The 22,695-nt window shown below is 53.6% G+C and carries 25 protein-coding genes; 5 read left to right on the forward strand and 20 right to left on the reverse strand.

The features are described 5' to 3' along the window. Positions 1-58 precede the first annotated feature (58 nt). Complete coding sequence (locus tag ABLW18_RS07280; protein WP_347824164.1) at positions 59-1,282, forward strand: TIGR03862 family flavoprotein; 1,224 nt, start codon at positions 59-61, stop codon at positions 1,280-1,282. Here the strand turns inward: ABLW18_RS07280 and ABLW18_RS07285 are convergent. The 5 genes from ABLW18_RS07285 to ABLW18_RS07305 form a co-directional block, all read right to left on the reverse strand. Continuing rightward, positions 1,255-1,842, reverse strand: coding sequence for a glutathione S-transferase family protein (locus ABLW18_RS07285; RefSeq protein WP_347824165.1), 588 nt, complete (start codon positions 1,840-1,842; stop codon positions 1,255-1,257). The genes ABLW18_RS07280 and ABLW18_RS07285 overlap by 28 nt on opposite strands. Continuing rightward, positions 1,843-2,868 carry a DNA polymerase III subunit delta gene (holA, locus tag ABLW18_RS07290; RefSeq protein ID WP_347824166.1) on the reverse strand — a complete coding sequence of 342 codons (1,026 nt, stop codon included), beginning with the start codon at positions 2,866-2,868 and terminating at the stop codon, positions 1,843-1,845. Continuing rightward, on the reverse strand, positions 2,865-3,335 hold the full coding sequence (gene lptE / locus ABLW18_RS07295) for an LPS assembly lipoprotein LptE (protein WP_347824167.1): 471 nt from the start codon (positions 3,333-3,335) through the stop codon (positions 2,865-2,867). The genes holA and lptE overlap by 4 nt, the downstream gene beginning before the upstream one ends. Then, the gene (gene leuS / locus ABLW18_RS07300; protein ID WP_347824168.1) at positions 3,322-5,880 is read right to left on the reverse strand and encodes a leucine--tRNA ligase; all 2,559 of its coding nucleotides are present in this window, start codon (positions 5,878-5,880) and stop codon (positions 3,322-3,324) included. Before leuS ends, lptE begins: the two co-directional genes overlap by 14 nt. Before the next feature lie 235 nt (positions 5,881-6,115). Beyond that, positions 6,116-6,769: a hypothetical protein gene (locus ABLW18_RS07305; protein WP_347824169.1), complete on the reverse strand. Its 654-nt coding sequence runs from the start codon at positions 6,767-6,769 to the stop codon at positions 6,116-6,118. Positions 6,770-6,786: 17 nt separating this feature from the next. Here ABLW18_RS07305 and ABLW18_RS07310 point away from each other — a divergent pair, with 17 nt between their 5' ends. The 3 genes from ABLW18_RS07310 to ABLW18_RS07320 all read left to right on the forward strand — a co-directional run bounded on the left by ABLW18_RS07310 (position 6,787) and on the right by ABLW18_RS07320 (position 9,358). Next, positions 6,787-7,446 carry a site-specific integrase gene (locus ABLW18_RS07310; protein WP_347824364.1) on the forward strand — a complete coding sequence of 220 codons (660 nt, stop codon included), beginning with the start codon at positions 6,787-6,789 and terminating at the stop codon, positions 7,444-7,446. Between the two features lie 208 nt (positions 7,447-7,654). Beyond that, positions 7,655-8,422, forward strand: a complete 768-nt coding sequence (locus ABLW18_RS07315; protein ID WP_347824170.1) for an SDR family NAD(P)-dependent oxidoreductase — start codon at positions 7,655-7,657, stop codon at positions 8,420-8,422. Between the two features lie 9 nt (positions 8,423-8,431). Continuing rightward, positions 8,432-9,358 carry a 3-hydroxyacyl-CoA dehydrogenase NAD-binding domain-containing protein gene (locus tag ABLW18_RS07320; RefSeq protein WP_347824171.1) on the forward strand — a complete coding sequence of 309 codons (927 nt, stop codon included), beginning with the start codon at positions 8,432-8,434 and terminating at the stop codon, positions 9,356-9,358. 18 nt (positions 9,359-9,376) lie between these two features. On the opposite strand, the gene ABLW18_RS07325 is transcribed toward ABLW18_RS07320, so the two are convergent. The 6 genes from ABLW18_RS07325 to pobA form a co-directional block, all read right to left on the reverse strand. Next, positions 9,377-10,168 carry an enoyl-CoA hydratase-related protein gene (locus ABLW18_RS07325; protein ID WP_347824172.1) on the reverse strand — a complete coding sequence of 264 codons (792 nt, stop codon included), beginning with the start codon at positions 10,166-10,168 and terminating at the stop codon, positions 9,377-9,379. Between the two features lie 10 nt (positions 10,169-10,178). Continuing rightward, complete coding sequence (locus tag ABLW18_RS07330) at positions 10,179-11,117, reverse strand: NAD-dependent epimerase/dehydratase family protein (protein ID WP_347824173.1); 939 nt, start codon at positions 11,115-11,117, stop codon at positions 10,179-10,181. Positions 11,118-11,216: 99 nt separating this feature from the next. Continuing rightward, positions 11,217-12,056, reverse strand: a complete 840-nt coding sequence (gene yghU / locus ABLW18_RS07335; protein ID WP_347824174.1) for a glutathione-dependent disulfide-bond oxidoreductase — start codon at positions 12,054-12,056, stop codon at positions 11,217-11,219. Between the two features lie 157 nt (positions 12,057-12,213). Next, complete coding sequence (locus tag ABLW18_RS07340) at positions 12,214-12,561, reverse strand: FCD domain-containing protein (protein ID WP_347824175.1); 348 nt, start codon at positions 12,559-12,561, stop codon at positions 12,214-12,216. A gap of 810 nt (positions 12,562-13,371) precedes the next feature. Further along, positions 13,372-14,568: a kynureninase gene (gene kynU / locus ABLW18_RS07345; protein ID WP_347824176.1), complete on the reverse strand. Its 1,197-nt coding sequence runs from the start codon at positions 14,566-14,568 to the stop codon at positions 13,372-13,374. Positions 14,569-14,631: 63 nt separating this feature from the next. Beyond that, positions 14,632-15,810, reverse strand: coding sequence for a 4-hydroxybenzoate 3-monooxygenase (gene pobA / locus ABLW18_RS07350; protein WP_347824177.1), 1,179 nt, complete (start codon positions 15,808-15,810; stop codon positions 14,632-14,634). 215 nt (positions 15,811-16,025) lie between these two features. On the opposite strand from pobA, the gene ABLW18_RS07355 reads away from it, so the two are divergent. Then, positions 16,026-16,958 carry a carbohydrate kinase gene (locus ABLW18_RS07355; RefSeq protein WP_347824178.1) on the forward strand — a complete coding sequence of 311 codons (933 nt, stop codon included), beginning with the start codon at positions 16,026-16,028 and terminating at the stop codon, positions 16,956-16,958. Here the strand turns inward: ABLW18_RS07355 and ABLW18_RS07360 are convergent. The 9 genes from ABLW18_RS07360 to ffh all read right to left on the reverse strand — a co-directional run bounded on the left by ABLW18_RS07360 (position 16,955) and on the right by ffh (position 22,612). Next, positions 16,955-17,764, reverse strand: coding sequence for a division plane positioning ATPase MipZ (locus ABLW18_RS07360; RefSeq protein ID WP_347824179.1), 810 nt, complete (start codon positions 17,762-17,764; stop codon positions 16,955-16,957). The genes ABLW18_RS07355 and ABLW18_RS07360 overlap by 4 nt on opposite strands. A 176-nt stretch (positions 17,765-17,940) precedes the next feature. Further along, complete coding sequence (rpmE, locus tag ABLW18_RS07365; protein ID WP_044050955.1) at positions 17,941-18,162, reverse strand: 50S ribosomal protein L31; 222 nt, start codon at positions 18,160-18,162, stop codon at positions 17,941-17,943. An 11-nt stretch (positions 18,163-18,173) separates the two neighbouring features. Beyond that, positions 18,174-18,545 carry a 50S ribosomal protein L19 gene (rplS, locus tag ABLW18_RS07370; protein ID WP_347824180.1) on the reverse strand — a complete coding sequence of 124 codons (372 nt, stop codon included), beginning with the start codon at positions 18,543-18,545 and terminating at the stop codon, positions 18,174-18,176. 290 nt (positions 18,546-18,835) lie between these two features. Beyond that, entirely contained in the window at positions 18,836-19,618 is a 783-nt protein-coding gene (gene trmD / locus ABLW18_RS07375; RefSeq protein WP_347824181.1) for a tRNA (guanosine(37)-N1)-methyltransferase TrmD, read from the reverse strand. Beyond that, complete coding sequence (rimM, locus tag ABLW18_RS07380; protein ID WP_347824182.1) at positions 19,615-20,118, reverse strand: ribosome maturation factor RimM; 504 nt, start codon at positions 20,116-20,118, stop codon at positions 19,615-19,617. Before rimM ends, trmD begins: the two co-directional genes overlap by 4 nt. Continuing rightward, positions 20,115-20,261, reverse strand: coding sequence for a hypothetical protein (locus tag ABLW18_RS07385; protein WP_347824183.1), 147 nt, complete (start codon positions 20,259-20,261; stop codon positions 20,115-20,117). The genes rimM and ABLW18_RS07385 overlap by 4 nt, the downstream gene beginning before the upstream one ends. A 94-nt stretch (positions 20,262-20,355) precedes the next feature. Next, positions 20,356-20,742: a 30S ribosomal protein S16 gene (gene rpsP, locus ABLW18_RS07390; RefSeq protein WP_347824184.1), complete on the reverse strand. Its 387-nt coding sequence runs from the start codon at positions 20,740-20,742 to the stop codon at positions 20,356-20,358. 45 nt (positions 20,743-20,787) lie between these two features. Continuing rightward, entirely contained in the window at positions 20,788-21,084 is a 297-nt protein-coding gene (locus tag ABLW18_RS07395; RefSeq protein ID WP_347824185.1) for a chorismate mutase, read from the reverse strand. Positions 21,085-21,115: 31 nt separating this feature from the next. Continuing rightward, positions 21,116-22,612 carry a signal recognition particle protein gene (gene ffh, locus ABLW18_RS07400; RefSeq protein ID WP_347824186.1) on the reverse strand — a complete coding sequence of 499 codons (1,497 nt, stop codon included), beginning with the start codon at positions 22,610-22,612 and terminating at the stop codon, positions 21,116-21,118. Between the last annotated feature and the right edge of the window lie 83 nt (positions 22,613-22,695).

Raw genomic sequence — 22,695 nt, forward strand, 5'->3', positions numbered from 1 at the left:
GAGGCCACGAAACATGACATGATGAGATCACTGGTAACTTCGCAAGGCTCCGCCTAATATGGATCATGCCCAAACGCAGTCTCCAGCGATGTTTGACATATTAGTTGTGGGCGCCGGTCCAGCCGGGTTGATGGCGGCTGAGCAAGCAGCGCAAGCTGGGATGCGTGTGGCATTGGCAGAAGCGATGCCCTCACCGGCACGAAAATTTTTAATGGCTGGAAAATCTGGTCTCAACCTAACCAAGGCAGAGAAGCCAGACGCGTTTTTGCAGTATTTTGACGCCATCTCCTCCTTGAAACCGATTCTGTCTAAATTCGGACCGGCTGAGGTCATCGGCTTTGCCGAAGGTCTTGGGCAGGAGGTCTTCACGGGCAGCACGGGCCGGGTTTTCCCAACACGCATGAAAGCGTCTCCCCTTCTGCGCGCATGGTTGGCTCGGCTAGATGCGCTGGGTGTTGTGCTGCTACGCCGCCACCGATGGATCGGTCCACTGACCTCACATGCGCAGCATCTGTTTGATACGCCAAAGGGCAAGGTTCCCGTGACGGCTAGTGCGCTGATCCTTGCGCTTGGTGGCACGAGTTGGGCGCGTTTAGGGTCTGATGGCGCTTGGCAGAGGGCTGTCGCGGCGGCGGGCGTGCCAATTGTCCCTGTGCAAGCTTCCAATGTGGGCATGCAGCGGGCTTGGTCGGCGCATATGCAACCGTTTTTTGGTCAGCCAGTCAAAAATGTCGAGCTTACCGTCGCAGGCCAGCGAAGCCGTGGCGAATTTGTGATCACTCAATCGGGTGTGGAAGGTGGGGCAATCTATGCACTTGGGCGGATGTTGCGGCAGACCCCTTTGGCCCAGATTGATTTTGCACCACAGCTTTCGATCCAGGTGCTGCGGGCAATGATCTCAAATCGCAAGCCAACGGACAGTCTCGGAAATTTCTTGCGGAAATCTGTCAAGCTAGATGCCACAAAACGAGCCTTGCTGTTTGAGCTAACCCGGCCAATGCCCCGCGATACCGACGGGCTTGTGGCTGCCATCAAGGCTGCGCCGCTGCCGTTGTCGGGATCACGCCCTATAGACGAGGCCATCTCGACAGCGGGTGGCCTCTCTTGGGAGGCTTTGACACCTGCACTGATGCTCAAGGATATACCAGGCGTATTCTGCGCCGGTGAAATGTTGGACTGGGATGCACCGACAGGCGGATATTTGATCACCGCCTGTCTTGCAACTGGCCGTTGGGCTGGGCGCGCGGCTGCCGATTATCTCTCCGCCAAAGCCCTTGCATAGGCCGGACGCGCTCGGCAGCGTTTGGCATAGTCTTTCAAGACAGTGCTGGCGTCAGGAAATTTTGCCGTATAGGCCCAGTTGAGGCAATGCACAGCCAAAATATCAGCGATTGTGAAATGCTCTCCCATGAGAAACACGCCCTCAAGCCGGTGTTCGAGCCGTTTTAAACTGCGCTCAAATTCCCATTTCAAAACAGATTTCACATCGGCAGAACGGTGTTCAGGTGGATTAACGAAAGAGTTTTTTGCCGCGACCCAAAGCAGGCTGTCAAATTCTTCCAGCAGGAAGTGAATATGTCCATCCAGACGCAAACGTTCAATAGACCCTGCTGAGAAGGTTAGGGCGTTGTGACGGTCAGATAAAAAACTCATGATCGCGACGCTATCGGGAAGAACCTTTCCATCGACCACCAGGGATGGCACTTTGCCGCTGGGGTTGATCGCTTTGACCTCAGCTGAGCCGGGGTCGCCTTTGACTTGCTCATAGGGCAAGCCCAATTCCTCAAGTGTCCAAATTACTCGTAAAGTTCGATTTTTTGTCGACCCCAATACCTTATACATCTACCTTCTCCCCATCATTGAAATTCGGACGAAACATCTTTCAACCTGTGCCATCTGTGGCGCGGTTTGCCCTGCGGATCGGAGCTGCAAATCCGTGTCGAGCAAGAGCGAAATCACCTGCTCAAGCCGGTCCCGGCCCCAAGTGCCGACCTGCCGTTGGATCCGATCTCGCCGTGGCCCATAGACCGGCGGCCGAAGCTTTGCCATGGCTTGCGGTGCGCCAGCTGGATCAGAGGCTGCGGCGTGCAGAAGGCGAAAATGGCGCAGGGCGGCAATGCAAAGTCCGGTGGCGGTCCCGCCCTGAGCGATCACGCGGTGCAACACCGGGGCAATCTCATTTGTTCTTAAATCCGCCACCAAACCAATGACATCATCGAGCGCCGCTTCGGTGGATTGTGGCGCGCACACCTCAACATCACTCAGGGTGACGGGTCCGGCTTGGGACATGCAATATAGAGCCAATTTTTCCAAGAATTGACTGAAATCACCAGGGTCTATGGCTTTGGAAAGATCTGTAATGGCCGTGCTGGCCGCGGCATCAACCTCGCCCATGCCGACTTTTGCCAATGCGGCTTCCACTTCTGCGCGGGTGGGTGGTTCATCAAAAATGGCGATGGACCAGGCATTGGGATGGGCTTCAAAAGCTTTGCGGATCTTTGATGTTGGCTTTAAGGCACCACCGATGATAACCATCTGCGCATCACCGACCTGCCAATCGCGAAGCCCTGCCAGAATTGCTTCGGCGCAATTTTCATTGGCGTCTTCTACAAGGACTACCCGCGTACCGGGGAAAAACCCGACTGCTTTAATGGCATCATTCAGCGCGACCCCGTCGCGTCGTAACTCGCCGCCTTGCAGGCGCGTGAGGCGCATTTCTTCCTCGCCCTGTGGGCCGATCAGCCTTTTGATCAATTGCTGTCGCTTCAGCGCGACGCGCATCGCATTGGCGCCATAGATCAAAACCCCAGTCTTGTTGAGATCGGGCTTTGCAAAAGCTGCCAATGCGTCGCGGGTGGATAGCTTCATGGGAGGTCCAAGGTCAAAAGTGCTGAGGCTACTTGCCCTGCTAGAATGGCCATTAAGCGGTCATAGGCGTCTCTCTGGGCCCGCTGGGTGGCCACGGTAGTGCCTGTAGCGGAATATCCTGTAAAAGATTTTGCAGTTTGGCGTGCCAGAAAAGCGCCATCCTTGTCCAGCAAGGAATATTCCAGCTCGCCGACAAGGCTATAGCGGCTGATCTCTTGGGCCGCAGAGACAACGATATTGTCCTCTGTGACTTTCAACTCATAATGCAAAGCAAAACGTGCGCTCTTTGCGGTTCCAAGCTGCGCTTCTAAATTTCGGACCAGCTCATATTCTGCCCGATTAACGGGCGCTTGGATCAGTATCTGATTGTAAAGCCGTTGCGAACTGGGATCCATGACCGGCGTTAGCCCACAGCCCGCCAGGACAAGGGCCGCACTTAGAAATCCGCGTCGGCTAGATAACCACATTTACGATACGTCCGGGTACAATGATTAGCTTCTTAGGTGTAGCACCATCTAGCGCTTTTATCACAGCGTTATTCTGCAATACCAAGGCTTCCAACTCTTCTTTGCCCATGTCTTTGGCCACAGTGATTTCATCACGGCGCTTGCCGTTTATTTGGATCGGTAAGGTCACCTCATCTTCAACCAAAAGCGCCGGATCTGCTTTTGGCCAGGGAGCATCGGCAATCAGGCCCTGCCCGCCTTGATGAGCCCAAATATCCTCTGCCAAATGCGGCGTCATCGGAGCCATCAATTGCGCCAAGGTCATGATCGCCTCATGCTGCGCGGCATATCCAGCCTTGGATTTGGCCAAGGTCGCGGTAAAGCCATAGAGCTTGGCAATCGCTGCATTGAAACCAAAACTCTCCACGCCCGAAGTGACGTCCTCAATGGTTTTATGCAGCGTTCGCAGGAGTTCTTTGTCGCAATCGCCAATTTGATTTTTGTCCATATTGGCGATTTTATCACAAAGCTGCCAGACGCGGTTCAAATGCTTAAACGCCGCTTCCGCACCAGAGGCCGTCCATTCGACATCGCGCTCGGGCGGGCTATCGGACAGAACAAACCACCGCGCCGTATCGGCGCCATAGCTGCTGATGATGCTGATTGGATCAACAACGTTATTTTTCGATTTCGACATCTTTGCTGAGGGCACAATTGTGACCTCAGCGCCTCCCTCAAGCAAGAAGACCTTGCCATCGCGCAGCGCCACCTCTTCGGGGTAGTGATAGATAGGGCGGCCATCCTTGCCCTCTGATTTATAGATTGCATGGGTGACCATGCCTTGGGTGAACAGCGCGTCAAACGGTTCAATCGCAGACGGCGGCAAATGGCCACAAATTTGCATCGCGCGGGCAAAGAAGCGCGAATAGAGCAGATGCAAAATCGCATGTTCTACACCACCGATATATTGATCGACGTTCATCCAATAGCTGGCCTCCGCCATATCCGTCGGTGTGGTGGCATTTGGGGCCGTGAAGCGCGCATAATACCAAGAGGAATCCACAAAAGTATCCATTGTGTCGGTCTCGCGGTGGGCCTCCTTGCCGCAAGCTGGGCAGGCGCAGTTGCGCCAGGTGGGGTGGCGATCCAGCGGGTTCCCAGGAACGTCAAATGTCACATCATCAGGCAGGCGGATCGGTAGGTTTTCCGTCTTCTCCGGGACCACGCCGCAGCTGCCACAATGCACCACTGGTATCGGACATCCCCAATAGCGCTGCCGGCTCAATCCCCAATCGCGCAGACGATACTGCGTTTTGCCTATGCCAAGGCCCTGCGCTTCGGCCCAATCGATGGTGGCGTCAATCGCCTCTTGCCCCGTGGCCTCTTGCAGGCCTGCAGGTTGATCGACCCAGCGAACCGTTTCAGTTTTGGCCGGTACAAAAGCCACATCTGACACGGGAGTATCCTCGTTGAGCGCAAAGAAGGTATCAATCACTGGCAGATCGTATTTACGCGCAAAATCGAGGTCGCGCTGGTCATGGGCGGGACAGGCGAAAATTGCGCCCGTACCGTAATCCATCATCACAAAATTGGCGACCCAAACAGGCAATGGCGCGCCGCCAAGTGGGTTTTGCACGGTGATACCGGTATCAAAGCCTTTCTTTTCAGCCTTTTCCATCGCCGCTTCTGTGGTGTCCATTTTCTTACATTCGGCGCAGAACTCTGCCAAGGCGGGGTTGTGCACCGCCAGGCTTTGGGTCAGCGGGTGGTTTGCGGCCAGGCCAATGAACGAGGCACCGACCAAAGTATCGGGACGGGTGGTGTAAACGGTCACGCCCTCATGACCATATTGCGGTGTGGTCAGCGGGAAGGTCATTTCCAACCCGCGCGATTGGCCAATCCAATTTTCCTGCATCAAGCGGACTTTGGCGGGCCAATTGTCCAACCCGTCTAAGGCGCTCAGCAATTCACCTGACATGGATGAGATGTTGAAGAACCATTGTGTGAGCTCGCGGCGTTCAACCTCGGCATTGGAACGCCAACCTTTGCCATCAATCACCTGCTCATTGGCCAGCACTGTCATATCGACCGGATCCCAATTGACCATCGCATTCTTGCGATAGACCAATCCATTGGCAAGCATATCGAGAAACAAGGCCTGTTGTTGTCCGTAATATTCAGGATCACAGGTGGCAAATTCGCGCGACCAATCGATCGACAGGCCCAAGGGTTTCATCTGTGTGCGCATCGTTGCGATGTTGTCATAGGTCCATTCTTTTGGATGCCCACCTATAGCCATCGCGGCATTTTCAGCTGGCATGCCAAAGGCGTCCCAACCCATTGGATGCAAAACATTATGTCCGGTAGACAGCTTGTAGCGCGCAATCACATCGCCCATGGTGTAATTGCGTACATGGCCCATGTGAATGCGGCCCGATGGATAGGGAAACATTTCCAGGACATAGTATTTCGGACGATCGGCAGTCGCCACGGCTTTGAAGGTCTCGGCTTCGGCCCAAGCCTCTTGCCATTTGGCTTCGATTTCGGCGGGGGAATAGCTGCTCATGGGATCTGCCTCGTCTATATATTCATGGGCTAAACCCAGATTGAGTGCCCGCCGTTAGTCATAGGCTGCTTTGTCTCAGGTTTCCAGAGCTCCGAGGGATCCATGCCGAAAAATCACCCCCCAAAAAACAAAAAGGTGACCCCTTGGGGCCGCCTTCTGTAACTTCAATTTCAATCGACTTAGAATGCGAAAGACGCTGGAAGGTCATGCCTTCTTTGTAGTCTTTTGCACTAACTTAGTCGTTGCTATCATCGTTGTTGCTGTCATCTGCGTAAGATGCCAAGAGCGGTGCATCGCCTCCGAGGTCACAGCTCAGACCAGCATATGTATCTTCACTGCCGTCATCTGCACCGATGAAGAGGTTCATGCCGTTGCCCATTTCGTAGGACACGTTAACATTCCAGTCATCGCTTTCGTCCGTCGCAACAGTCAGACTCATTGCACCTTCGGCATAGACAACTTTAACATCCCAGTTGTTTTCCGCGCCAGTTGCGCTTTCTGCAACATAAGACGCTGTTGTGGTAAACACGCCCGTTGGGTAGCTGACTTCAACACCGGTTAAACCGCCATTGTCGTTAGTGGCATGACCCAATGCAACAGTTGCACTGCCCCAAGTTGTGCTCACACTCACACCGGTTTTGGATTGCTGTGACGCTGCTGAGTTGTAGTCATTGTCCAGCCAAGCGGTGTTTGCGTTTTGAGTGGCCAGTGCATAGGTGAGTGCGCCTGCAGTGCCTGTAACGCCGAGCGAGATGTAATCTGTTTCGTTACCTGGAGTGGCAAGATTTGTGTCGTCACCCAAAGAGACGCTGATTTTTGCGCCACCAAGGGTCATGTCGGCACGGATCACCATTTCGCCGTCTGCTGCGCGGAATGCATCTTTGTCCATGGAGCCAACAGATGACCATGCATTTTGAACAGCATGTTTTGTGTCACCATAGTGGATGCCGGAATCGGCATTTGTCAAAGAGATCAGAGCGTCGGAGGCAGAGATATCGTTGCCTTGCTCATTCGGAAATCAAAAGTTTGCTGAGCGTCTGTAAGCGCAGTACACATCCCTTCTTGCATTCCTTCGTTAAACTGCTCTTGCTCACTGGGGCTCGAAAGAGCGAGCTGCGCCGGGCCAAATGGACCTGTATTGATTTGCAAAAAGGCGAGCTTTTTGTTGCCGTCAGTAAAAGTGGCCGCAGCCGCACAGTGGTTTTGAGCAAAAAAGCCCTGGCCGCTCTTGAACAGATGAAATTGCGCTCGAAGGCTCTGGGCCTGCCGATCACTCGAGACAGCTGGGTTTTTGCCAACCCGCGCACGGGTCAACTCTACACTAGCTTGCACATCGCGTTTTTTACAGCGCGAGACAGTGCGGGCTTAAGCTCCGTTCGGATGCATGATTTGCGCCACACTTATGCCAGCCTGTTGATTAATAACGGAGCCAGCATTTACGAGGTTCAGCAATTGCTGGGGCATTATAATATCTCTATGACCGAACGCTATGCCCGACTTTTTCCTAATACTTTGCAAGATCGGGTTGATATCGTCGCCGAGTCGCTTGCTTTTGACCGTATCTAAGTGCGGCTGGCAGTTGCCATCTGTGACTGTTTTACGGTTTTTGATGTGAAAATCCTGCGCATATTCGGCAAAAAATGCGCGAGAAAGGTGTTCAGCCTCGCCGGCACCTAAGGATTCACACTCATCATGCGGTTTGACCTCACCGCTGGTTGCAATACCATGGCCCCACGATTATCTGTAATTCTACGGTCACATTTGGGGAATGCTTATGATATTTGAAAATTCTGCTGTTGCCGTTGTGTCCGGCGGTGCCTCTGGTTTAGGCGCGGCCACCGCGCGAAAGCTCTCCGAAATGGGTGCACGGGTTGTAGTTTTTGATCTCAATACTCAAGCCGGTGAGGCCGTCGCACAGGAGCTTGGCGGACTGTTTCAACATGCTGACGTGGCCGATCCTGCCAGTGTTGCCGCAGGGTTTGAAGCTGTGCTCGCAACTCTCGGCACGCCGCGCATAATGGTTAACTGCGCAGGAATTGCCCCGGCAATTAAAACCGTATCACGCGGCGCAGTGCATGATCCCGCGATATTTGCCAAAGCTGTACAAGTTAATCTGATCGGCAGTTTCAACTGCGCCTCTCAAGCCGCCTGTTTAATGGCGGCCGCAGATCCATGCGGGCCCGATGGGGCGCGGGGTGTGATTGTCAACACAGCTTCCGTGGCGGCCTATGATGGGCAAATTGGCCAGGTTGCTTATTCCGCATCCAAGGGTGGAATCGTGGGGATGACGCTGCCAATGGCGCGGGATTTGGCCGATAAAGGCATTCGCGTATGCGCCATTGCGCCGGGCATTTTCGCCACCCCCATGGTGGACGGAATGCCGCAAGAGGTTCAAGACGCGCTCGGCGCACAGGTGCCCTTCCCGCGGCGCTTGGGTCAGGGGGCGGAATATGCCAATCTGGTTGGACATATTATCGACAATCAAATGTTGAACGGCGAAGTCATCCGTTTGGATGGCGCGATTCGTATGGCGCCGCGGTAAATCCTTCTGATGCCCGATACAGAGCGCCCAGTCGCAATTCTTGGAACCGGGTTGATCGGCGTCAGCTGGACAGCATTGTTTTTGCATTATGGCTTCGATGTGCAAGCTTGGGATCGTGATCCCGAAGCGCGCGATATGCTTCAGGAACGGCTCAAAGCGCCCATAGCGCAATTGCGGCAATTGGGTGATGGCGCAGATCGGCCAGGGCGTTTGACAGTCAATTCCGAGCTTACAGAGGTCTTGTCGCGCGCGATATTCGTGCAAGAGAATGCACCTGAGCGCTTGGATGTGAAGCACGATCTATACCGCAGTTTTGAACTACACGCCGAGGCTGACGCTCTGATTGCCTCCAGCGCGTCTGGTCTGCCGTGGTCACAACTTAGCGCGCAGATGGACAGGCCGGAGCGTCTGCTGAATGCGCACCCCTATAACCCGCCCCATCTCGTGCCCTTGGTTGAGCTATTTTGCAATGTGGACGCGACTTTGGCCCGCGCCGAAGAGATTTACCGTCGCATTGGCCGGGTGCCTGTGCGGATGAAACGTGAGGCGGTGGGTCATTTGGCCAATCGGCTGGCCTCCGCACTCTGGCGCGAAGCGGTTCACATTGTCGCTGAAGGCATCGCAGATGTGGAGGCGGTGGACCTTGCGCTGGTGAATGGGCCGGGGCTGCGCTGGGCGGTTATGGGTGCACATATGACCTACCATCTGGGCGGCGGCTCGGGTGGCATGGCCCATTACCTTGAGCATCTCGGTGACAGTCAGGAGGGGCGTTGGCGCACGCTTGGCACCCCGCAACTGACGCCAGAGCTGCGGGCTGCGCTGATCGAAGGGGTCGAGGTAGAGGCCCAGGGAAAATCCATTGCGCAATTGGAGCAAGAACGCGATGCAGCTTTGATGCGTATCTTAGCCACACGGAGGGCCTCCACCGGCAGCTGAGCAGTGCTCCGCTTGGGGTCACTGGCCGCGAAACACCGGTGCGCGTCTTTCATTAAACGCCGCCACTCCTTCGCGGCGGTCTTCGGTGGGAATGGTGCGATTATAGGCTTCAATTTCCATAACCAACCCATCCGCCAGCCCCAAGCCGCCGCCACGCCCAATCGCCAGCTTGGCTTGCCGCACTGCAATTGGCGCGTTGGTCGCTATGGCGGTGGCAGTCTTGAGCGCTGCGGGGAGCAGCTCTTCAATCGGATAGATGGCATTGGCGAGACCCCAGTCTAGAGCCTGCTCGGCCGTAAAGACCTCACCGGTGAGGATCAATTCCTTGGCCCGTCGCTCCCCGATTGCGCGCGCAAGGGTCTGCGTGCCGCCTGCGCCAGGAATGATGCCGATTTTAACTTCGGTCTGCGCAAAACGCGCGCCATGGGCCACATAGGCAAAATCGACAGCTGCGGCCAACTCGCACCCGCCCCCGTAAGCTGCACCATTTATGGCCCCAATCACGGGAATTGGGCAGGTAATCACCGCGCGGGCCATGCGCTCATAGATCAAGTGTTGCTTCGACCATGCAGCGTTGCTCATTCCATGTCGTTCTTTCAAATCCCCGCCCGCACAAAAGGCGTGGGTGCCCGATCCGGTGAGAATTATCGCGCGCGTTTCGCTTGGGTCCATGGACAGAGACTCAAAAATATCCACCAGATCCAATGCCATTTGCGTGTTGAATGCATTGGCAAAATCAGGGCGATTCAAAGTGATTTGTATGACATGGCTGGCAGGTCTGGAGATTAACAATGTGTCATAGGTGTTCATATCAGGGCCCTTAACTTTGGGACTTCGCGAATTGCACCAGCGCCTCAACAGTGGCGTCAAAGTCATAATGCGGCTCCCAGCCCCAATCTGCCCGCGCGGCGCGATCATCAAAGACATCAGGCCAGCGCCGGACGAGGTCATCGGTCGGGCTGTCCGGGGTGAAGTTGCAGGTAAAATAAGGAAAACGGCTCTGGATTGCCTCGACCAGATCTTGAGCCGTGAATACGTAGCTGTGCAGATTGTAGGCATGTTGGGTTAATGCAGCCCGCTGCGCAGAGCAAATTTCAATTATGCTGCGTGTAACATCATTGAGATAAAGCGTCGACATGCCAGTGTCCGGGGCAACTGGCATAACGAAGTTGTCACCTCTGGCCGCAGCGGCGATGGCGTGGCTTGGATAGGCTGTCATGGCACCAGCTGGGGCTGAGGGGGATAAAACCATAGGGAACCTCAGACAGCGAAAATCAAACCCCTGTTTCAATTTGAGGTACACCCCCATGCGCTCAACCGCGACTTTAGTTGCACCATAAATGTTTTCGGGCCATTGGGGCGTGTTCAATGCAACGGGACTCTCAAGGTCAGGACCATAGGTTGCTGTGGTACTGGCGAAGAAAAAAGGTCCGATATTTTGGTTTAAACATAGGCGCATTAGGCGAATGGAACTGGTGGCATTCACTTCCCAAGCCAATTGGGGATTGGCTTCTGAGCTGCCCGAAAGCATGGACGCCAGGTGGATCACCACGTCGGGCTTGTATGCCGTGAGCGTGTCCTCCAAGAGACTCTGATCTTGCATATCGCCCAAGACGACGGCATACCGTTGCTCACAATGGGGGCCTTCGCTGCCGGGCAGGTCAAAGCTTACAACCTTGGTACCTATGGCTTCCAAGTGCTGTGCCACCAAACGGCCCAGATTGCCGTTGCCGCCTGTGATTAATGCGGTTTTGAACATGAGATCTCTCCAATGAAGCTGCGCGTATCATGCCGGCATGTCGCTCAGATTAGCAAGTTTGATCGCACTGTTGTGCGCAAATTGGCACGGGTGCGGTGTTTATGCCTTCTGCAGGTCGTCAAAATCGCCTGCGCTGTGGCGCTCCGCCAGGCGTTCAGCTGCCGGCCCATGGGCGCGGTTGACCATGCGGCCGCGCTGAAAGGCAGGGCGGGCAAAGATCTCATCAGCCCAGCGCATGACGTTTTTGTAGCTGGTGACGTCCAGGAACTCTGCCGCATCATAGAGCAGACCTTTAACCAAGGCACCGTACCATGGCGCGGTCGCAATATCTGCGATGGTATAGCTGTCTCCTGCCAAAAATTGCCGCTCTGCTAGGTTGCGGTCGAGCACGTCGAGCTGGCGTTTTGCCTCCATTGAGAAGCGATTGATGGAATATTCGAATTTCTCTGGCGCATAGGCGTAAAAATGACCAAAACCGCCGCCTAAGTACGGGGCAGACCCTTGAAGCCAAAATAGCCAGTTCAAGGTCTCGGCACGCTGGGCGATATCCTTGGGAAGAAATTCACCAAATTTTTCGGCCAGATACATTAAAATTGATCCACTTTCGAAGATCCGAAGCCCGGTTTCTTGATCCAGCATGGCTGGAATCTTGGAATTGGGATTGAGACTAACAAAGCCGCTGCCAAATTGTGCACCTTCACCGATGGGGATCAGCCAGGCATCATATTCCGCACCTTCATGTCCAAGTGCGAGCAGCTCTTCGAACATTGCTGTGACTTTCACGCCATTGGGCGTGCCTTGAGAATATAGCTGCAAAGGATGCTGGCCAAGGGGCAATTCTTTCTCGAAGGTGGGTCCGGCAATTGGGCGGTTGATTTTGCCAAATTTACCGCCATTTTCGGCGTCCCATGTCCAAATTTTGGGAGGGGTGTAGGGCATTTTAGTCTCCAATGTCTTCGTATTTCAACATAGGAAGCGTGGGCAAAAACACAATGGCGAAGCGCGTTAATTCGCAGCGAGCGAGAAAGAGAGGCTTTTGCGCAAATGTGAATTCAATAGGTCTATCGCCGTCTCGGAGTCGCGTGCGAGTGCGGCTTCAAAAAATCAGTTGCTGTTCTTCGAGGGCTTTGGCCCAACGATAGTTGCGCAGCACCAGTTGGTAGCCAATGTATTTTTCGTAAATATTTTGGAAGACTGCGATCATATGCCGAGAGTTGCAGGCCCGCACCAAGGCAAAATGAAACTCCCAATCATAGTGCAGTTGGCGTTCTAGACAAACGTCCTCGCCGGCTATAATTTTCTTGCCAATCATGGCCAATTTGTGGTGGGCAGATACCAGATTGCCCTCCCAATTTTCATCACCAAAAGCCAAGGAGGCTTTGAGAGCAGCGCATTGCAGTAATACGCGGAGATTGGACAGCTCAATCAGGTCCCCGTTGAACATTGTACGAACCAAAAAACCGCGTTGCTTGGGCGCGTCCACAAAACCATCACTAGCCAGCCGGTTAAGTGTTTCTCTTAAGGTTTAAACACTAACTGAGTACTGCATTTTTAAGGTGTCTAATTTCAGCTTTTCCCCGGCGTTAGAGCGCCGGCGATAATGTCGGATTTAAACTTCAAATAAACCGAAGATCCGACCGTTGTCGCGGCACTCGTCATTTGCACTACCCTGCTTCGCTTATAAAATAATCATACACATTTTCAGGGAGTTCCTCAACATAACAGAATATCTGATAAAAATTTAAGTACCATATATATAGAGAGATCATTATCTCATTTATATGATATAATATCTGATATAGTGGCTCCAGCTTTGGAATTTTCATTGGGTTCAAATGTGATCATAAAGTGAAAATCGCGAAGCAATAAAATCATATGATTAAATTTTCATCATACAAAAAAGCAAAAAGATTTAATTTATATCACATTCTTATTCCACATAATAAATGCCTACTAAGGTAAATTTGACCCATTTTGCGGCCATACTTTGCCCGCCTGAGGTCGAGTCCCGAATATCGGGAATTTAACATGTAACAGGAAAATTATCCGCTATTAGTTATTCTAGAACCTGGGGTAACGAGATCGCTGTAGCGGTCATTTAGTTCTGCCACCAAACCCAGGCCGAACACCGCGTGGCTTGCTATTCCAAGCTCTGGAAACCTCTTTCATTTTAACTGAAAGAGGTTTTCGTGCTTCCAATAAACCTATGAGGGGCCAATTGGGCCAAAACAAGCGACCGCTGCGCCTGGCCGCTTTAGGTCACCAAGGCTTTATTTTGAAATTCTGGGTTCTGCCAAGTTTTTTCAGTTAATATATTGGCCAAAATATCAACTGCTTGGGTGATATCTTCCAAGCTGGTGAATAAGGGTGTGATGCCAAAGCGCATAATATTAGGCGCTCTAAAATCTCCGATGACCCCTTGCGCAATCAGAGCTTGCATACAGGCATAGCCATGTTCAAACTCAAAGGCCACATGGCTGCCGCGTTGCTCGGGATCGCGGGGGCTGGCGAGGGTTAAGCCGGGGCATTTGGCTTCAACGCCGGAAATCAGGGCCTCTGAAAGCTCAATTGACCGGATCCGCAAATCCAACATATCTACCTCATCCCAAATATCCAATGCGGCCCCAAGCAAAGAGAAGGCCGCAATTGAAGGGGTGCCGATCCGCATGCGATCAATTTTTCCTGGCATCGGACGGAAGTTAAGATCAAAAGCAAAAGGTGCCTCATGCGCAAACCAGCCTGAGAGCACGGGCTCCACCTGATCAATCAAGTGGGGAGCGACATAGATAAACGCCGGCCCGCCGGGGCCAGAATTTAGGAATTTATAGGTACATCCGACTGCAAAATCGGCATTTGTGCCATACATATCAACAGGAATAGCACCGATAGAATGGGCCAAGTCCCAAACCACCGTTGCACCAACGCTGTGTGCTTTTTTGATAATGGCCTGCATGTCATGTTTGCGGCCGCTGCGGTAATCAACCTCTGTGACCATGACGGTGGCCACCTCTTCGGTGATATGATCCAACACATCCTCAGGTGCAGGGGTGCGCAGTTCGTAGCCCACATCACGCAAACCCATGAGCCCTTCAACCATGTAAAGATCTGTGGGGAAGTTGCCGCTGTCTGACAGGATCACCCGGCGCTTGGGGGCCAAGGCGAGCGCCGCGGCGACCGCTTGGAAGACCCTTATCGAGAGCGTGTCTCCGACCACGGTACTGCCCGCAGGGGCACCGATCAAACGCCCCAACCTATCACCGAGCATATTGCTCTGCATGAACCAGTTTTTCGTGTTCCAGCCCCGGACCAATTCCGTGCGCCATTCATCCATTAAAAAGCTGTTGATCGCATTGGGAGCCGCTTTTGGCATAGGTCCAAGGGAATTTCCGTTGAGATAGATCACACCAGGTGGAATATCGAACATCTGTCGGGTCTTCGCAAAATCGGTCATTGAGAGTCCCTCTCGGTCTGAAGCTATAGGTAACCTATTATTATCTTTAGTCACCTGGCGCGATCAATAGGGTAGGCCAACATAGTTTTCAGCCATAGCTTGTTGCGCTGCACGATTGCTGCGCAAGAATTCTATTTCTGCCAGCTGCATCTTAAAATCAAAGGCGCTTTGGTCTGGATAGCGATGCATGAGCGATGAGAACCACCAGCTGAAGCGTTCGGCCTTCCAAACCCGGGCCAGGGCCAGCTCGGAGTAGCCATCAATCCCCGCCGCATCGCCTGTCTCGTAAAACTGCCGCAAGCCATTATAAAGATAATGCACATCAGAGGCGGCTGTATTGAGGCCTTTTGCGCCGGTGGGCGGCACGATATGGGCCGCATCGCCGCAGAGAAACAAGCGGCCCCAACGCATTGGCTCGCTGACAAATGACCGCAGAGGTGCGATGCTTTTCTCTATCGAAGGACCCGTGACCATTTTTTCCGCGACCTCTGGTGGTAGCCGGCGCTTCAATTCGGCCCAAAAGGCCGCATCGCTCCAATCCTCTGGTCGGTCGGTTAGGTCGCATTGAATGTAGTAGCGGCTGAGGTTTTCGTTGCGCATAGAGCAAAGTGCGAATCCACGTTCGGAGTTTGCGTAGATCAGCTCATGGCTGACCGGAGGCGTGCGCGACAAAATTCCAAGCCAGCCAAAGGGGTAGATTTTCTCATATTCTTTGCGGATCTCGCTCGGAATGGTTTTGCGACTAACCCCGTGATACCCATCACAGCCGGCCACGAAATCACAGCTGATCTTATGGGTTTGCCCATCTTTGCGATAGGTGACAGTGGCCGCGTCGCTTTCAAGATCGTGAATCTCTACGTCTTCCACATTATACTCAATCTGACCGCCTATAGCTTCGCGCGCATCATAAAGATCTCGGGTGACCTCAGTTTGCCCATAAACCATGACGGAATGCCCAGTCAGCTCTTTAAAATCGATGCGAAACATCTCATTGCCATAGGAGATGAGCGTGCCGTCATGGGCGAAGCCTTCCTTGGCCATACGGCCACCGATTCCGGCCTCCTCCATTAGCCCGAGCAGCCCGCGTTCCAAGACGCCCGCGCGAATACGGCTGAGTACATAGTCTTTAGATTTCCGCTCCAATACCACCGATTGAATGCCGCGTTTATGCAGCAATTGCGACAAAAGCAGCCCGGAAGGGCCGCCGCCGATAATGACAATTTGTGTCCTACGCTCACTCATAACCTGTCTCGCAATGATCAAATCTACGCATTAGACGCGCCCGTGAAACAGTGGTCCAATCCGAGTAAGAGTTCAAGCACCGAGACATCTGGGCTGGGCAAGGGCGATCGCCCATTGCGCAATGGCAAAAAAACACTAGTAAAAGTCAAAAATATATTTTCGCGCCATCCCAGGTTATCACTAGGGTGGCGCGAACGTTTTCCAAAGGGGGCCTTATGCTGGTTGTTGGGGGAGATAATTTAATTGATCTCATCGAGATATCGCGCGACGATGCTGCGGTCTCATTCGCGGGTGCCCGTGGCGGCTCTGGTTATAACACGGCCCGCGCGACGGCGCGGCAGGGGCAAGACGTGGGCTTCATTACCCCCATAGCGCAGGATAATCTGGGGCATTTTCTGGCGGATAAAATGGTGGCTGATGGGGTGGCGCTGCTCAGCCCGCGATCGGAAAAACCCTCTTCATTGGCGGTGGTAACTTTGGTCAACGGCCAGCCCAGTTATCAATTTTACCGAGGCGATACGGCTGAACGGCAGGTGGATTTACCCTCGCTCAACGCCCATTTCCCGAAAAACGGCCGCGCTTTTCACCTGACCTCTTTGTCAATCATCGCTGGGGCGGATGCGGAGGCTTGGGCTGAATTTTTTGTTGTGAAACACAAAGCGGGTATCGTCACCACTTTGGATCCCAATGTGCGCTCAATGCTGATTGAGGACCGTGAGTCCTACCTTGCGCGCCTTTGGTATTTGATGTGGCACTCGGATGTCATCAAGCTCAGTGATGAAGACCTGGAGTGGATTTATCCTGAGTTGTCATTTGAAGCGGCTTGCGAGGCCTTGTTGGCCAAGGCCACAGCTAAGCTGACCATCATCACCAAAGGTGCGGAGGGCGCCCTTGGATATTGCAATGGTCACCGGGTCATCGTGCCGGCTCATCCGGTGGGGAAATTGATCGATACAGTTGGCGCTGGGGATACCTTCATGGGAACGGTATTAAGCGGCCTCAACGGTGCAGATCTGCTCACGCAAACCGCCTTGTCAGAGCTGACGCAGGACGGGCTGCAAGATCTGTTGAGCCGGGCTGCCAAAGCGGCTGCGATCAACTGTGGACGTGAAGGCTGTGATCCGCCCAGCAGCGCGGAATTGCTTTAAAAAGCAACCGACACATTGGGCAGGTTTAGGGCCTTGACCAATTCGCGCAGCTCTTGCCTTGCGGCGATATTGGATATGCTCAACTGATTGATCCCCACATCCTTGAGATCAAGCAGGGTGAGACCACGGGGAAATAATTCGCGAAAGATCACCCTTTCGCCAAATCCGGGCGCCACGCGAAACCCGATTCGCTTGGCGAGGAGCGCGATGGCATCTCCCATTTTTTGTTTGTTGATCATGTTTTGCGTGCCGAGGCGGTTGCGCACCACGATCCAATCCAAGGGCGCCAACCCGGCCTTGGCGCGCAGTTGCCGCGCGCTCCACACCATTTCGGAATAGACAGATGGGCCTTTTACCGTGATCCCATCACTCTTAATTTTTGCCAGAAGATCAAAGTCGACGAAGCTGTCATTAAGCGGTGTGATAAGGGTATTGGCCATAGCATGGGCCATTTGAGACAGGCGCGTATGACTGCCAGGACAATCAATCACAATGAAATCAGACTGCGGCTCCAACGCTTCGACAGCGGCCGAAAGCCGGCGGTCCGCCAGATTCTCACCTGGGTTAAGATCGGCTTCGGCAATTTCAGGTAAGTCAATGTAATTGGGCGATTGGAGCGTGATGTCGCTTTGGGCTGCATAGCGGATACGGTTGGTGACATATTGGCCGAATGTTTTCTGGCGTAAGTCCAAATCCAGACCGCCCACCCGGTGACCCATACGCGCCAAAGCCGTGGCCAGATGCATGGTTGTGGTCGACTTGCCGGAACCACCCTTTTCGTTGCCCACGACAATAATATGCGCCATCTCATGCCTCACAAATTTAGTGTATTTTGCCCCGGATATAGACGCGCAACGCGATCAAGGAAAGCACCTTGCGCAAGACCTCTGCCCCTTTCGATGTTTTTTGATTTATGGACCAAAGCCAACAAAAAAGACCGGCTCCAAGAAGCCGGCCTTTTGAATTCGTGAAGGGGAATGGCTTAGAAGCCCAAACCTTCGTATTTCTTTTTGAACTTTGACACACGGCCGCCAGTGTCCATCAAGCGCGCGCCGCCACCGGTCCAAGCTGGATGCACGGAGGGGTCGATGTCCAAAGACAGCTGATCGCCATCTGCACCATAGGTGGAGCGCATTTGTACGATGTCGCCATTGGTCATTTTGACATTGATGAAGTGATAGTCTGGATGGGTATCTTTTTTCATGGTCCCGCTCCTTAAGACTTGGGTTTATAGTTGGTTTGCTCTGCGATACGTGCGGATTTACCACGACGATCCCGGAGGTAATACAGCTTGGCGCGACGTACGCGACCACGGCGAACAATGGTGATGCTGTCGATGTTTGTGGAATGCAGAGGGAACACACGTTCCACGCCTTCACCAAACGAAATCTTACGAACAGTGAACGATCCTGCGATGCCGACGCCATTGTTGCGTGCGATACATACGCCTTCGTAGTTCTGAACCCGGCTTCTGGTGCCCTCGGTTACTTTAAAACCAACACGCACGGTGTCACCGGCTTTGAAATCGGGAATGTCTTTCCCGAGGGCGGCAATTTGTTCCGCCTCTAACTGTGCAATCAGATTCATCTGACGCTCCTTTGGTTGCTCGTGGTTGTTCCACGAAGTTTGATACCACCTCAGAGCTCTCAGTCTTCTTCCGGGTCCACCGCAGTGCCCGCTAGAGATCAGGTCGTCGTTGCTTGTTGCTGTACGAATGGGTTTGTTGATCCGCAGGCCCCGAAGAAAGGGTGCACGTATAATCGAAAACGCAATAGCACAGCCGCCCGAATCCATCTCTGGACCAGACCTGCGCCGTATATTTCGAGACTGCGGGCAAAGCAAGAGGATAGATTGGGACTGTGGCGCTCAAGCGCGCCTTATTTCCGATATTTTTCCCAAAGATCTGGCCGGCGGTCTTGGGTGAGGGCTTCGGATTGTTCGGCCTGCCATTGTGCCACCTTGCCATGATCACCAGACAGCAACACAGGCGGAATTTCACGTCCCTCCCAAACGGGCGGGCGGGTGTATTGCGGGTGTTCCAACAGGCCGTTGGAAAAGCTCTCTTGCTCTGTGCTGGCCTGGTTGCCCAACACGCCCGGAATGAGGCGGACAGCGGCGTCGAGCATCACCTGTGCCGCCAACTCGCCACCGGAGAGCACATAGTCCCCAATGCTGATTTCTTCGATTTTGAAGTGATCAATCACCCTTTGATCTATCCCTTCAAACCGGCCACATAGGACCACAGCGCCCGGCCCATCGGCCAGAGCTTGCGCGCGCGCTTGGGTCAAGGGACGGCCACGGGGCGACATGTAGATGATTGGGCAGGGCGGGCGACGCAGCAATATATCCGACAAGGCGCGACCCAATACATCGGCACGCATGACCATACCTGCGCCCCCGCCGGCTGGGGTGTCATCAACATTGCGATGCTTGCCCTCGCCATAGGGGCGCAGATCATGGGTGTGCAATTGCCACTTGTCTTCTTTCAGACCCTTCCCGGTGAGGGAGGCGCCCAGAACGCCAGGGAATAGATCAGGAAAAAGTGTGATCACATCCGCACGCCAGACACCGGCCAAATCTGGCGTTTCGCCGTCCAGGGTCCGGGGTTTGAGCGTTGCACGGATCGACTTGCGCCCATGAGATTTGCTGGGCGCGGTCATAGCAGCCCTTCAGGCGGGTCAATAACAATTCGCCGCGCCGCCAGATCTACAGTGGGCACAATCGCCTTGGTAAAGGGGATTAAGGCCGTATCTGACGCACCGGGAACTGTCACCTCAAGCAAATCATCGGCGCCGTGGTTCATCACGGATTTCACATGACCAATTTCAACCCCACCGGTGTCGCAGACCTGCAGGCCGATCAAATCTGAATAATAATATTCATCATCTGGCAAAGCCGGCAAATCTTCGCGGCGGGCGAACAGCTGTGTGCTGCGCAGCATATCGGCTTGTTCTTTGGTCTCCACCCCAATGATCCGGGCTGAAAACCCGTTTTTGATTTGGCCGACCAACGACAGCTCAAAGCTGCGAGTCCCGGATTCATCGAGTAAAGGTGCGTAGTTTTCAATATCGCTTGGAGTGGCGCAATAGCTTTTCACTCGCAATTCGCCGCGCACTCCATAAGCACCTGCAATCATGCCAACACAGATCAAAGCTGTCATTGGGTCACTCCTAAACAATAGCCGTTTTTCATTTTGCCACCATCCTCGATACACATCTCACTGGCTTGATGGCGGGCGTAAAAATACCCAACCAAAAAGCATGTTCCGATCAGCATCAAAGAGCGAATAGGGCGCAACAACATGCTTTACCCTTAATGCGAAACCTTAAAATGGAAAACCCCGCCAAAGAGGCGGGGTTAATTATTTTTCAAAGCGTAGGTGGTGCTGCGTGGAAGATTATTCTTCCGCTTCAGCTTCTTCTGCTGGGGCCTCTTCTTCCACTGGAGCGGCTGCCTTCGCAGCTTTTTCTTCAGCGCGCTCAATGGCTTTTTTGCCGGGCTTGGCTTTGATTGGGTTGTTACGTGTTTTTGCCGGGATCACGCCAGCAGCTTCCAGCATACGAGATACACGGTCTGTTGGCTGTGCGCCTTGACCGATCCAGTGCTGAATGCGCTCAAGGTCTAACTTGACGCGCTCTTCGCTGTCCTTCGGCAAAAGTGGGTTATATGTGCCCAGTTTTTCGATAAAGCGACCATCGCGCGGCATGCGCGCGTCAGCTGCGACAACACGGTAAAAAGGGCGTTTTTTGGACCCACCACGGGCCAAACGGATTTTCATAGCCATTGTTAATCTCCTTGAAAATGGCAAATAGGCAGCAGATATTGCGGTCTATTCTTGATAAGTTTTGTGGTTCTGGATGACTTCTTGAACAATAAAGCTCAAAAATTTCTTGGCGAATTCGGGGTCGAGATCAGCGCGCTGCGCAAGATCTTGCAGACGGGTAATTTGTTGTGCCTCGCGGGCGGGATCCGATGGTGGTAGAGCATGTTGGGCTTTGAGCTGCCCTACGGCCTGGGTGTGAGCAAAACGCTCGCCCAGCGTGTAAACCAAGATTGCATCCAGACGATCAATGCTTTCGCGATGTGATCTCAGAAGTTCTGCGGCGCGTGTTGCATCATCTGTCATAACAGGCCTCCGGGTGTTCTATTAGAACGGTTCATTTCTTCTTGCCCAATCCGCTTAGGCCACCTGGCAAACCGCCGCCCAATCCGCCCATCCCTTTGGGCAGGCTCATGCCTTTGGGCAAGCCGCCCATAGCGCCACTCGTGATTTGCTCTTGCGCTGCGGCCAGCTCTGCTTGACTTGGGGCGCCTTGGCCGCCGAGCATACCCTTGAGGGCGCCTAAACCGCCTTTTTTACCAATCTTCTTCATCATATCTGACATCTGCCGATGCTGTTTGAGCAATTTATTGAGATCACTCACTTCAAGCCCAGCCCCAGCTGCAATCCGCTTTTTACGGCTGGCCTGGAGCAAAGCGGGATTGGCACGCTCTTTTTTTGTCATGGAATTGATCAAGGCAATTTGGCGTTTCAACAGGCCGTCATCGAGGCCGGCTTGATCAATCTTGCCCTTCATTTTTGCCATGCCGGGCATCATGCCCATCAGTCCTTGCATACCACCCATTTTTTGCATCTGCTCGAGCTGGCTGCGCAGATCGTTCATATTAAACATGCCTTTTTGAAGGCGCCGCATCATCCGTTCGGCTTGTTCGGCTTCTAGCGTTTCTTGCGCCTTCTCAACCAAAGCGACAATATCGCCCATTCCTAGAATGCGTCCAGCTATGCGTTCGGGCTCGAAAGTCTCCAACGCATCCATTTTTTCGCCGGAGCCGACAAATTTGATCGGTTTGCCGGTGACCGCACGCATTGATAGCGCCGCACCACCGCGACCGTCCCCATCCATACGGGTGAGAACCACGCCGGAGATTCCGATTTTGCCGTCAAATTCTTCGGCCACTTCCACGGCCACTTGACCCGTTAAACCATCGACGACGAGCAGGGTTTCGCGCGGCTCGACCGCATTGCTCACATCCTGAACTTCCTGCATAAGCGTTTCGTCAATTTGCAGACGTCCGGCGGTATCGAGCATATAGACGTCATAACCGCCCAATGTGGCCTGCTGCTTGGCACGTTTGGCAATTTGGACAGCGCTTTCACCAGCGACGATCGGCAGGGTATCAACACCCACTTGTGCACCCAAGATTGCGAGCTGTTCCATCGCGGCGGGACGGTAGATGTCCAATGAGGCCATCAGAACCTTTTTACCCTCACGACCCACCAAACGCTTGGCCAGTTTCCCGGTGGTTGTGGTTTTTCCCGAGCCTTGCAAACCGACCATCAAAATCGCGGCAGGTGGGTTGTCGATTTTCAAATCGCCCGGTTCGCCTTCACCGCGCAGGGTGTCGATCAGAGCGTCATGGACGATCTTGACCACTTGCTGGCCTGGTGTGACCGATTTTGTGACAGCCGAGCCGGTGGCTTTACTTTGAACTTTCTTAATGAACTCACGGGCAACGGGTAGGCTGACATCTGCTTCCAAGAGCGCAACGCGCACCTCTCGCAGCGCTGTTTTCACATCCTCTTCTGACAGCGCACCTTGCTTGGTTAGCCGGTCAAATACACCCCCAAGGCGTTCGGATAGATTTTCAAACATCGGTCTGCCCCTTTCGCTCCGCACACGATCCTGCAAAGGGGCAGGTCGCGAGAATTTCCAAAGTCCCAAACCAAAAAGCACCC

The sequence above is a fragment of the uncultured Planktomarina sp. genome (genome assembly GCA_943788425.1).
Classification (GTDB): domain Bacteria; phylum Pseudomonadota; class Alphaproteobacteria; order Rhodobacterales; family Rhodobacteraceae; genus Planktomarina.